Here is a 12,217-nt window from a genome sequence, read left to right as displayed (position 1 = left end):
AGCGAGTTGCTCACACGATCGGCGCGGCCCCCGTGGCCGCCGCCGACAGCTCCCACAGCCGCGCCGCAGCACCGGCGTCGACGGCGTACGCGCGCACACCACCGTCGTCCATCGGGGTGCCGGGAGCGGTGACCCGGGCGACGTCGCAGTCCTCCAGATACAGCCCGCCACGCCCGCCGAGGAGATCCGACGTGGCGGCCCACACCCCGGTGGCGGCCCCCTGCGACGAACTCTTGAAGTCGTCCGCAACGAGCCTCCCCTCCCGGTCCACCCACCCCCGCTCCATCTGCTCCTCCCGCGTCATCTCCCGCTGGAGCCCGGTGAGGATCTTCCCCGGGTGCAGGGCGAAGGCCCGGACCCCGTCGCCGCGCCCGAGGGCGTCAAGATGCACCGCGAAGAGCGAATTCGCGGTCTTGGCCTGCCCGTACGCGAGCCACTTGTCGTAACCGGTACGGAAATGGGGGTCGTGCCAGCGGAAGTCGGTGAGGGTGTGCCCGGCCGAGCTGTTGACGACGACACGGGCACCGCCCTGGGCGGCGAGCAGGGGATACAGCGCGCAGGCAAGCGCGAAGTGCCCGAAGTGATTGACGGCGAGCTGACTCTCCCACCCCGGCCCGATGTGCCGCTCGGGGGCGGCCATGACCCCGGCGAGACAGAACAGCAGATCCACACTGCCGCCGTGCTCCCCGATCGACGTGGCGGCCTCGCGCACGGACCCGATGTCCGTCAGGTCCATCGGCACGACCTCACACCCCCGCACCCCCGCGAGGGCCTCACGGGCGACCCGGGGCCGCCGCGCCGGAACGAGAACACGGGCCCCGGCGGCGGCCAGCCCCCGGGAGGTCTCCAGGCCGAGCCCGGAGTATCCGCCGGTGACGACGGCGGTGAGCCCGGTGAGATCGATCCCGCCGAGCACGTCCGCGACCGTACTGCCATGACCAAAACCCGAGTTGACCGACTGCTGTCGCTGCCATTGCTGCTGCGCATCGCTGCTGTTCATGGCGACGACGCTACGATCTAGAGGAAGGTCTAGATCAAGTGGCGAGCGGTGAGGCGGGGAAGCGGATGGCGGCCACCGGGGTTCCGGCGGAGTCCCTGAGCATCGGGGAGGTGGCCGAACGCACGGGCCTGAGCGTGCACGCGCTGCGCTTCTACGAGCGCGAGGGCCTGTTGGTCGGCCCGGTCGACCGTACGCCGGGAGGCCGCCGCCGGTACGCGCCCATGGACGTGGAATGGCTGCTGGTCTGCGTGAAGCTCCGCGAATCGGCCATGCCGCTCGCCGAACTCAAACGGTTCGCGGAACTGGTCCGGGCAGGCCGGGGCAACGAGGCCGAACGCCTGCGCCTGCTGGACGCGCACCGCAGCCGGGTGGACGCGCAGATAAGGGCGCTGGAGGAGTGCAGGTCGGTCATCAACTGGAAGGTGGGGGTGTACGAGGAGCACCTCGACCGGGGCGAGGCCGGCGGCCTGTGGGACCCGACACCCGGAGGCTGATCCGGCACGAGCCTCGGCGCCCGGCGCCACCGAGGCCGGTGAGGAAGCACGCCCCCGCGCGACTCGCCCGCGCCGCCCTCGGCGAGGTCACCCGGTTCCTCCGCCCCGCTCACTCCTCGAAGGCCGCGCGCAGGGCATCCCTGTGCGTGCGTACGTAACGGATGTCCGCCGCGTACAGGTCCGCGTGCCCCTCCGCGATGTGCTGCCGGAATGCCGCACTGCCCTGCCGGGCCTGCTCCCGCATGAAGTCGATCAGGGCCTGCAGCCGGTCCGGTACGACGTCCAGCAGCTCGGCGCCCACCAGGTCCGCCCCGTACGCCCGGCAGAAGGCGGCCACGCGCCGCCCCTGCTCCTCGGGCGTCCCGAAACCCTCCGGGTTGTCCGGCCCCTGCAAGGGGGCGAAGCGGTAGGCCGCGTACGCGAGGTCCCACACGCGCGGACCCGGATGCGCCGTGTCGAAGTCGATGAAGCCGACTGCTCTGCCGTCCCGCACCACGCAGTTGTACTGCGCGGCGTCGCCGTGGCACATCACCTCCACCGGCTCCCGGGCCGGGAAGAGCCACGCGTCGTCGGGCCGGGCGGCGAAGTCCGCGCTCGCGTCGTGGAGGTGGCGGAGGAGGGCGGCGGCGGAGGTGAGGAGGGTGGTTCCACGGAGGTCAGGGGTCAGGGTGTCCGGGACGCGGCCGTCGAGGAAGGTGAGCGTCTCGTGGCCGCCGGGGGTGAAGCCCCTTGGCTCCGGAGCCCCGTGGAAGCCGCGGGCGTGCACGTGCCGCAGGAGGCGGTGGACCGCCGGGGTCGCGGGGGAGGCCGGGCGGTGGACGACGTCCCCGTGCCGACGGACGACGTGCACGCCGCCCTTGAATTCCTGCTGGTCGGGCATCAGTCCTCCGGTATTTCCTCCGGTATTTCGACGATCACCAGCGTGCCCCTGCTCCCGGGCCGGACCGTATGCCGCGCCCCCGCCGGGACCATGAACAGCTCGCCCGCCTGAAGGGAGAACTCCTCCCCTTCCACCGTGAGTTCGAGCCGGCCATCGAGTGCGAGAAGCGCTTCGGCGGCACCGTGGCTCTCCTCCGCCACCGGCATCCCGTCCATGCGCAGCACCTTCACGCAGGCCGCCCCCACCCGCCCCAGCGCCCGCGAGCGCCACGCCTCCGGCAGGCCCGCCGACGTCTCCCACAGGTTGACCGCTTCCATGGCACACCCCTTCCGGCGGCCCCGCCCCGGCGGAACCGCACCTCAACTTCCCTGGATGGCCGCGAAGTTACCTGACCTGCGCGGACAGGTGGTCGACCGTTTGGCAAAGCCCGGCACCTGAACCGGGTCTGCGCGAAGGGTTGACCCCACTCGGACCTGCTCATAGCGTCACCCCGCAAGAAATTCCCGGCAGTTGCAGCAAGAACCTTCAGCGTGCCGCACCGCGCCCCCCCCACCGGAGGAATCCCCATGCCCCGCAGACTCCCCACTGCCCTCGCCCTCCTCACCACCACCGTCCTGTTGACCGCCCCCGCCCCCACCGCCCAGGCGGCCCCGCCCGGCGGGAAGGACGTCACCGCCGTCCTCTTCGAGTGGAAGTTCAGCTCGGTCGCAAAGGCGTGCACGGACCGCCTCGGTCCCGCCGGTTACGGATACGTCCAGGTCTCGCCGCCGCAGGAGCACATCCAGGGCGGCCAGTGGTGGACCTCGTACCAGCCCGTCAGCTACAAGATCGCGGGGCGGCTGGGCGACCGTACGGCCTTCGCGTCCATGGTCAACACCTGTCACGCGGCAGGCGTGAAGGTCGTCGCCGATGCCGTCATCAACCACATGGCGGCGGGCGACGGCACCGGGACGGGCGGCACCTCGTACCGTAAGTACGACTACCCCGGCACCTACTCAGGCTTCGACGTGGACGACTGCCGCGCCCCCATCACCGACTACCGCAACCGCTCCAACGTCCAGAACTGCGAACTCGTCGGCCTCGCGGACCTCGACACGGGCGAGGAGTACGTCCGCACCCGCATAGCCGCCTACCTCGACGACCTCCGCTCCCTGGGCGTGGACGGCTTCCGCATCGACGCGGCCAAGCACATGCCGGCCGCGGACCTCGCGGCCATCAAGGGCAAGCTGCGCGACCCCTCCGTCTACTGGAAACAGGAGGCCATCTACGGCGACGGCGAAGCGGTCTCCCCGAGCGAGTACCTCGGGACCGGTGACGTCCAGGAATTCCGGTACGCACGCGGCCTGAAGTCCGCCTTCCAGGGCGGCAGCCTCTCCTGGCTGAAGAACTTCGGCGAGGGCTGGGGCTTCATGCAGTCCGGCAAGTCCGCCGTCTTCGTCGACAACCACGACACCGAGCGCGGCGGCGACACCCTCAACTACAAGGCCGGCAGCACCTACACCCTGGCCAACGTCTTCATGCTGGCCTGGCCGTACGGCTCACCGGACGTCCACTCCGGCTACGAATGGACCGACAAGGACGCGGGCCCGCCCAACGGCGGCCAGGTCAACGCCTGCTACTCCGACGGCTGGAAGTGCCAGCACAACTGGCGCGAGATCGCCTCGATGGTGGCCCTGCGCAACACGTCCCAGGGTCAGCCGGTCACGAACTGGTGGGACAACGGCGGCAACCAGATCGCCTTCGGCCGCGGCGACAAGGCGTACGTCGCCATCAACCGCGACGGCTCCCCACTGACCCGCACCTTCCAGACCTCCCTGCCCGCAGGCGCCTACTGCGACGTCCAGAGCAACCGCCCGGTCGCGGTGGACGGTTCGGGACGCTTCACCGCAACCGCCCCGCCGGGTACGGCGATCGCCCTGCACGCGGGCGCGAGGGCCTGTTAGGAGTCAGGTGGGGCGGGACCATCGGCCCCGCCCCGCCTGACCAGCCCAAATCCCCGTCCCGCCCAACCCCTTGACCCCTTCACACCCTCCTCGTACCGTCACGCGCAAGAACTTTCTGCCTTCTTGCAGCAAGAAGATTCAGAGCCGACTCAAGAACATTCCACGGTAGATCCGGACCAACCCTCCCCAACCACCCCCCCCGGTCGACCCGTACGAGGAGAACCCCGCCCGTGATACCCACCCCCCTGCGAAGAGCCGTCGTCGGCGTCGTGAGCGCGGCCCTGTGCGCCGCACTCGCCCCCGCCGCGCCCGCCTTCGCCGCATTGAACGCGCCCCAGCCGCCCGCCCCGCCCTCCGACGCCAAGCTGGCCGCCCAGCCCGCCCGGCACGACCTCACCCGGGACCAGTTCTACTTCGTCCTCCCGGACCGGTTCGCGAACGGGGACACGCGCAACGACCGCGGCGGTCTCACCGGCACCCGCCTCGACCACGGCTTCGACCCCGCCGACAAGGGCTTCTACCAGGGCGGCGACCTCAAGGGGCTGACCGACAGGCTCGACTACATCAAGGGGCTCGGGACCACCGCCATCTGGATGGCTCCCCTCTTCAAGAACAAGCCCGTGCAAGGGGCGGGGAAGGACGCCTCCGCCGGGTATCACGGCTACTGGATCACGGACTTCACCCAGGTCGATCCCCACTTCGGGACCAACGCCGACCTGGAGAGGCTGATCGACAAGGCCCACTCCAAGGGCATGAAGGTCTTCTTCGACGTCATCACCAACCACACCGCCGACACCGTCGACTACGCCGAGAAGAAGTACGGGTACCGGCCCAAGGGCGCCTATCCGTACCTCGACAAGCAGGGCCGCCCCTTCGACGACCGGGCCGGGACACGCGGCAAGGTCGACCGGGACTCCTCCCCGTACACCCCCGCCCCGCGTGCGGGCGAGCGCAAGACCCCGGCGTGGCTCAACGACCCGACCATGTACCACAATCGCGGCGATTCGACCTTCGCGGGCGAGAGTGCCGAGTACGGCGACTTCTCCGGCCTCGACGACCTCTGGACCGAGCGGCCCGAGGTCGTGAAGGGCATGGAGGAGATCTACCAGAAGTGGGTACGCGACTTCGGCATCGACGGCTTCCGCATCGACACCGTCAAGCACGTCGACCTCGACTTCTGGACCCAGTGGGCCACCGCCCTCGACGCGTACGCGAAGAAGCGCGGACGGGACGACTTCTTCATGTTCGGGGAGATCTACGACGCGAACCCCGCGGCCACCGCCCCCTACGTCACCCGCGGCCGCCTCGACGCCACCCTCGACTTCCCCCTCCAGGACGCCCTGCGCGGGTACGCCTCCCAGGGCGGCGGCGCCGACAAGCTCGCCAAGGTCTACGGCGCCGACTACCGCTACACCACCGACAAGGCCAACGCCTACGAGCAGGTGACCTTCACCGGCAACCACGACATGGGCCGCATCGGCGCCTTCCTCAAGCAGGACAACCCGAAGGCCACGGACGCCGAACTGCTCCAAAAGGCCCGGCTGGCCAATGAGTTGATGTTCTTCGCGCGCGGCAACCCCGTCGTCTACTACGGCGACGAGCAGGGCTTCACCGGCGCGGGCGGCGACAAGGACTCCCGCCAGACCCTCTTCGCCTCGAAGACCCCCGACTACCTCGACGACGACCAGCTCGGCACCGACCGCACCCACGCGAGCGACGCGTACGACACCACGCACCCGATCTACCGGTCCATCGCCGAGCTGTCGAAGCTGACGAAGGCCCACCCCGCCCTGCGCGACGGCGTCCAGGAGGAGCGGTACGCGGAAGGCTCCGTGTACGCCTTCTCCCGGACCGACAGCACCCGCAAGGTCGAGTACGTCGTCGCCACCAACAGCGCCGCCGAGGCCAGGACCGTCGAAGTCCCGGTCGCGAGCGCCGCCTTCCGTACGATCTACGGCGGCACCGGCACCCTCACCGCCACCGACGGCAAGGTCAAGCTCACCGTCCCCGCCCTCTCCAGCCTCGTCCTCCAGGCCGACAAGCCCCTCCCGGCCCCCACCGCCAAGCCCTCCCTCACCCTCAAGACCCCCGCCGCCGGCGCCACCGGCACCGTCGAGATCGAGGCCGCCCCCACCGGCGGGCAGCTCAACCGGGTCGTCTTCGCCGCCCAGGCCGGCAACGGGCCCTGGCGCGTCCTCGGTTCCGCCGACCACGCCCCGTACAAGGTCACCCAATACCTCGACCCGAGCACGAATGCCGGAACCGCCCTGCGGTACAAGGCAGTTGTGGTGGACAGTGCCGGACGCACGGCCAGTGCCCTCGCCGCGTCGACGGCGGGGAAGACGCCCCCGCCCGAGAAGCCGCGCGCAGGGGACCGTACGTACGCGGTCGTCCACTACAAGCGGACGGACGGCGCGTACGAGGGATGGCAGCTGAAGTCCCCCCAAGGGACCGGTGAGTTCAGCGGCCGTGACGCCTACGGTGCGTTTGCCTGGGTGAAGCTGCCGGAAGGGGCGACCTCCTTCCCGTACACCGTCGAGAAGAACGGTGCCGCCGACGGGCCCGCCCGCACCGTCGACCTGGCCGCCACCGGCGAGGTCTGGATCGAGCAGGGCAAGGACGGGCAGTTGACGAAGGCCCCCGAGGGGACGTATCCGCCGCAGGACAAGACCAAGGCCGTGCTGCACTACCAGCGCGCCGACGGCAACTACGACGGCTGGGGGCTGCACGTCTGGACCGGTGCCAAGGACCCGACCGACTGGGCGAAGCCGCTGATGCCGGTGAGGAAGGACGCGTACGGAGTGACGTACGAGGTCCCGCTCGCCGCCGGGGCGACCTCACTCGCGTACATCCTGCACAAGGGCGACGAGAAGGACCTCCCCACCGACCAGTCCCTCGACCTCGCCACCTACGGGTACGAGGTGTGGGCGCTCGCCGGGCAGCCGAAGTACGTGCTGCCGCAGGCCGGCGGCGCGGGCACGCTCGACCTCGGCAAGGCCGAGGCGCAGTGGATCGACCGGGACACCGTCGTGTGGAAGGTCAAGGCGACCGAGGCGACCAGCCAGCAGCTCGTGTACGCACGCAACGGCGGCATCAAGGTCGTCGACGGTGCGCTGAACGACGAGGGGCAGTGGCTGCGGCTGAGCCCGGGCGCGCTGAGTGACGCGCAGAAGACCAAGTACCCCCATCTGAAGGACTATCCGGCGTTCGTGGTGGACCCCCGCGACCGGGACCGCATCGGTGACGCACTGAGCGGCCAGGTCATCGCCACCCAACGTGCCGCGAACGGCGCCCTGTTGGCGGCCACCGGAGTGCAGATCCCCGGCGTGCTCGACGCGACGTACGCCGCGAGCGCCGAGAAGGCCGCGCTCGGGCCCGTCTTCCGGGGCGGGCGGCCGACGCTGTCCGTCTGGGCGCCCACCGCGCAGAAGGTCGTCCTCGACCTCGACGGGCGGAAGGTGCCCATGCGGCGGGACGCGCGCAGCGGGGTGTGGTCGGTGGAAGGCGGGCGCGGGTGGACCGGGAAGCCGTACCTGTACGAGGTGACCGTCTGGGCGCCCAGCGTGCAGAAGGTCGTCACCAACCGGGTCACCGACCCCTACTCGACGGCCCTGACGACGGATTCGAAGCAAAGCCTGGTCGTGGACCTCAGGGATCCGAAGCTCGCGCCGAAGGGATGGGGCGGGCTGAAGAAGCCTGCCGCCGTGCCGCTGCGGAATGCGCAGATCCAGGAACTGCACGTACGGGACTTCTCCGTCGCGGACAAGACCGCCAAGCACCCCGGGCAGTACCTCGCCTTCACCGACGGCGACTCGAAGGGGTCGCAGCACCTGAAGAAGCTGGCGGCGGCCGGGACCTCGTACGTCCATCTCCTGCCCGTCTTCGACATCGGGACCGTACCGGAGAAGAAGTCCGAACAGGCCGTCCCCGCCTGTGACTTGACGTCGTACGCGAAGGACTCGGAGGAGCAGCAGGCCTGCGTCGGGAAGGTCGCGGCGAAGGGCGCGTACAACTGGGGGTACGACCCGCTGCACTACACCGTGCCCGAGGGCTCGTACGCCAGTGACCCGGAGGGGACGCGGCGCACCGTCGAGTTCCGGCAGATGGTGCAGGCGCTGAACGGGAGCGGGCTGCGGACGGTGATGGACGTGGTCTACAACCACACCGTCGCCGCCGGGCAGTCGGAGAAGTCCGTGCTCGACCGGATCGTGCCCGGGTACTACCAGCGGCTGATGCCGGACGGGTCCGTCGCCACCTCCACCTGCTGCGCCAACACCGCGCCCGAGAACGCCATGATGGGCAAGCTCGTCGTGGACTCCGTCGTCACGTGGGCGCGGGAGTACAAGGTCGACGGGTTCCGCTTCGACCTGATGGGGCACCACCCGAAGGCCAACATCCTGGCCGTCCGGAAGGCGCTGGACGCGCTGACCGTCGCGAAGGACGGCGTCGACGGGAAGGCGATCGTCCTGTACGGCGAGGGCTGGAACTTCGGCGAGATCGCCGACGACGCGCGCTTCGTGCAGGCCACGCAGAAGAACATGGCCGGGACGGGGATCGCGACCTTCTCCGACCGGGCGCGGGACGCGGTGCGGGGCGGCGGGCCCTTCGACGAGGATCCGGGGGTTCAGGGCTTCGCGTCGGGACTGTTCACCGACCCCAACCCCTCCGCCGCCAACGGCAGTCCGGCCGAGCAGCGGGCACGGTTGCTGCACTACCAGGACCTGTTGAAGGTCGGGCTGAGCGGGAACCTCGCGGGGTTCTCCTTCGTGGACAGCAGTGGTCGTACGGTCACGGGCGCGCAGGTCGACTACAACGGCTCGCCCGCCGGGTACGCGGCTGCCCCCGGGGACGCCCTGGCGTACGCCGACGCCCACGACAACGAGTCGCTGTTCGACGCGCTGGCCTTCAAGCTGCCGGTGAAGACGCCGGCGGGGGACCGGGCGCGGATGCAGGTGCTGGGGATGGCGACGGCGGCCCTGTCGCAGGGGCCGGCGCTGTCGCAGGCGGGGAGCGATGTGCTGCGGTCCAAGTCGTTGGACCGGAACTCGTACGACAGTGGGGACTGGTTCAACGCGATCCACTGGGAGTGCGGGGACGGGAACGGGTTCGGGCGGGGGTTGCCGATGGCGGCCGACAACCGGCCGAAGTGGGGCTTCGGGAAACCGCTGCTGACGGCGGTGTCCGTCGGCTGCCCCGAGATCGAGGGGGCGTCGGCGGCCTACCGGGACCTGCTGAAGATCCGTACGACGGAGCCGGACTTCGGTCTGGCGACGGCCGGGGCGGTTCAGTCCCGGCTCTCCTTCCCCCTTTCCGGGAAGGGGGAGACCCCCGGGGTCGTGACGATGCGGCTCGGTGAGCTGGTGGTCGTCTTCAACGCGACGCCGGGGGAGGCGCGGCAGGCGGTGCCGGGGCTTTCGGGGCGGGCGTACGGGCTTCACCCGGTGCAGGCGGGGGGCTCTGACCCGGTGGTCAAGCGGTCCGCGTACGAGGCGGCCTCGGGCACCTTCACGGTCCCGGCACGCACGGTGGCGGTCTTCCGGGCCGGATGAATCCGTGCGCAGTTCCCCGCGCCCCTAAAGGGGCGCGGGGAACTGCGCGAGCAACCACCACACAAGCCGCGCGGCGAGCGCTTTAGGGAAAGGGGCGGGACCGGGGCGAAATCCGGGGGCCCGGGGGCGGAGCCCCCGGCAGGAACAGCAACCACCCACCCACCCGCACGGACCCCCCGCACCCCCCCGGACCCCACCCCACCCCCGAACTACGCCAGAATGAACCCGTGTTGGGATACCTCCCCGAGGAAACCACGACCTTCGTGGGCCGCCGCGCCGACCTGGCCCGCGTCGCCCACTCCCTCCGCACGTCCCGCCTCGTCACCCTCACCGGCCCCGCCGGCGTCGGCAAGACGAGGCTCGCCCTCCGGGCCGCCCAGCAAGCCCAGCAAGCCCCGCAAGCCCAGCACACCCCCCACACCCAGACCCCCCAACCCGCCTACCCCGACGGCGTCTGGTGGGCCGACCTCTCCCCCCTGCGCGACGACTCCCTCCTCGTCGCCACCGTCTCCGACGCCGTCGACTTCGCCGACCACACCCTCCGGATGCCCGCCGAGGCCCTCTGCGAATGGCTGGAGCACAAGAAGATCCTGCTCGTCCTGGACTGCTGCGAGCGGCTGACGGGACCCGTCGCCCACCTCATCGGTGAACTCCTCACCACCGTCCCCCGGTTGACCGTCCTCGCCACCAGCAGACAGGCCCTCGGCAGCCGCGGCGAGACCGTCCTCGACGTACCGCCGCTTCCGCTGACCGGCCCCGACTGCGCCGCCGACCTCTTCCGGGAGCGCGCCCGCAGCGCCGTACCGGGGGTGACGATGGACGACACCGCGGTGGAGGCGATCTGCGCCCACCTCGAAGGCATCCCCCTCGCCCTCGAACTCGCCTGCGCCCAGCTCACGGAGGGCAAGGACGTCCGCGAGGTGGCCCAGCGCCTCACCACCCGGGCCGGCGCCCGGCTCGACGTCCTCGCCCAGGAGGGGGTGTGGCCGCAACGGCACCGCGCCCTGCGCACCGCCATCGGCTGGAGCCACGAGCTGTGCACTCCGCTGGAACGGCTGCTCTGGGCCCGCCTCTCGGTCTTCCGGGGGAACTTCACGGAGGAGGCCGCCGCCGAGGTCTGCGCCGGAGGGCCGCTGGACGCCGTCACCGTCGGGCACGCCCTGCGCGGGCTGGTCCGCAAGTCCGTCGTCCGGGAGCGCCACGACGGCACCTTCCGCATGCTCGACACCCTGCGCGAATACGGCGCCATGTGGCTGCGGGAGCTCGGCGAGACCCCCCGCGTCGCCGACCGCCACGCCGCCCACCACGCCGACCTCGCCCGCCGCGCCGACGAGGGCTGGACCGGGCCGGAGCAGGCCGACTGGTACCGGCGGATCGGCGCCGCGCACGCCGACCTGTGCGCCGCCCTCGACCACCTCCTGGAGACCGCCCCCGACCGGGCCCTCGCCATGGCCGCGAGCGTCGGCTTCTACTGGGGGTGCTGCGGACACCTCCACGAGGCCCGCCGTTATCTCACCCGCGCCCTGGAGGCGCACAGCGCCCCCGGCCCGCACCGCGCGCGTGCCCTGTGGGCGCTCGGCGTCGCCGGCAGCCTCCAGGGCGACCACGAAGGGGCGCGCTGGCTCGGCGAGCAGTGCGCCGTCGCCGCCTGGCAGGACAAGAACCCCGAGGACATGCTCAGTGCGGCGTACCTGCTGGGGATCACGTATCTGCTGATGGGGCGGCCGCGCGCCGCGTACACCGTCGCCGACCGGTGCCTCACCGCCCGGCCCGGCTCCCCCTTCGACTCCGCCGCCCAGCTCCGCTGCCGCCTCGTGCGGGTCTTCGCCCTCACCGGCATGGGCGAGCTGGACGACGCCAGGACCGCCGCCGAGGAGCTGCGGCGGATCTGCGCCGAGCGGGGGGAGTGCTGGACGCGCGCCTACGCCGACTACCAGCTCGCCCTCATCGCCCTCCTCCAGAAGCGGCCCGACGAAGCCGCCGCGCACGCGCGCGCCATGGTCGACTCCAAGTACCGCATCGGCGACAGCTTCGGCATCGCCCTCGGGCTCGACCTGCTCGCCGCGGCCCTCGCCGCCCAGGGCGACGGCGAACAGGCCGCCCGCGTGTACGGCACCGGTCACACCTACTGGGGGCAGGTCGGCCACCCCCAGCGCGGCACCCCCGAGCTGGGGCCCGTACGGGAGGAGTGCGAGCGGCAGGCCCGCGCGCTGATCGGCGACGACGCGTACGAACGCGCCTACCGGGAGGGCGTCGGCGCCGACCAGGACACCGCCCTCACCCTCGCCCTCCTCGGACCCCGCCCCTGACCGGCCACATCGGCGGCGGGACGGGCGGCAGGACGCGGCGCG

At 71.4% G+C, this 12,217-nt stretch carries 6 protein-coding genes and 1 pseudogene; 4 read left to right on the top strand and 3 right to left on the bottom strand.

The features are described from left to right. Positions 1-10: 10 nt before the first annotated feature. Positions 11-1,000, bottom strand: a complete 990-nt coding sequence (locus tag IE269_RS06965) for an oxidoreductase (protein WP_189821844.1) — start codon at positions 998-1,000, stop codon at positions 11-13. A gap of 65 nt (positions 1,001-1,065) precedes the next feature. Here IE269_RS06965 and IE269_RS06960 point away from each other — a divergent pair, with 65 nt between their 5' ends. Continuing rightward, positions 1,066-1,494: a MerR family transcriptional regulator gene (locus IE269_RS06960; protein WP_189822094.1), complete on the top strand. Its 429-nt coding sequence runs from the start codon at positions 1,066-1,068 to the stop codon at positions 1,492-1,494. Positions 1,495-1,603: 109 nt separating this feature from the next. Here IE269_RS06960 and IE269_RS06955 read toward each other — a convergent pair whose 3' ends face one another. Continuing rightward, the gene (locus IE269_RS06955; RefSeq protein ID WP_189821843.1) at positions 1,604-2,374 is read right to left on the bottom strand and encodes a phosphotransferase enzyme family protein; all 771 of its coding nucleotides are present in this window, start codon (positions 2,372-2,374) and stop codon (positions 1,604-1,606) included. Continuing rightward, complete coding sequence (locus IE269_RS06950) at positions 2,374-2,691, bottom strand: cupin domain-containing protein (protein ID WP_189821842.1); 318 nt, start codon at positions 2,689-2,691, stop codon at positions 2,374-2,376. Before IE269_RS06950 ends, IE269_RS06955 begins: the two co-directional genes overlap by 1 nt. A gap of 249 nt (positions 2,692-2,940) precedes the next feature. On the opposite strand from IE269_RS06950, the pseudogene IE269_RS06945 reads away from it, so the two are divergent. From IE269_RS06945 to IE269_RS06935, 3 genes and pseudogenes are all read left to right on the top strand, one after another. Further along, positions 2,941-4,314 (top strand): annotated as a pseudogene (locus tag IE269_RS06945) (alpha-amylase); the annotation flags it as partial. A gap of 233 nt (positions 4,315-4,547) precedes the next feature. Further along, complete coding sequence (gene pulA / locus IE269_RS06940) at positions 4,548-9,866, top strand: pullulanase-type alpha-1,6-glucosidase (protein WP_438817636.1); 5,319 nt, start codon at positions 4,548-4,550, stop codon at positions 9,864-9,866. A 227-nt stretch (positions 9,867-10,093) separates the two neighbouring features. Beyond that, positions 10,094-12,175 (top strand): ATP-binding protein, encoded by a 2,082-nt coding sequence (locus IE269_RS06935; protein WP_189821841.1) that lies wholly within the window; start codon positions 10,094-10,096, stop codon positions 12,173-12,175. The last annotated feature ends 42 nt before the right edge of the window (positions 12,176-12,217 follow it).

Source organism: Streptomyces spiroverticillatus (genome assembly GCA_014650415.1).
GTDB classification, from domain to species: Bacteria; Actinomycetota; Actinomycetes; order Streptomycetales; family Streptomycetaceae; genus Streptomyces; species Streptomyces spiroverticillatus.
Note: the sequence above shows the minus strand (reverse complement) of the source record. Positions and strands in the feature narration are given on the sequence as shown.

Bases quoted from the DNA above. Each gene is read 5' to 3' on its own strand.
- IE269_RS06965 (WP_189821844.1), bottom strand. From the start codon at position 1,000: ATGAACAGCAGCGATGCGCAGCAGCAATGGCAGCGACAGCAGTCGGTC.
- IE269_RS06950 (WP_189821842.1), bottom strand. From the start codon at position 2,691: ATGGAAGCGGTCAACCTGTGGGAGACGTCGGCGGGCCTGCCGGAGGCG.
- IE269_RS06960 (WP_189822094.1), top strand. From the start codon at position 1,066: ATGGCGGCCACCGGGGTTCCGGCGGAGTCCCTGAGCATCGGGGAGGTG.
- IE269_RS06955 (WP_189821843.1), bottom strand. From the start codon at position 2,374: ATGCCCGACCAGCAGGAATTCAAGGGCGGCGTGCACGTCGTCCGTCGG.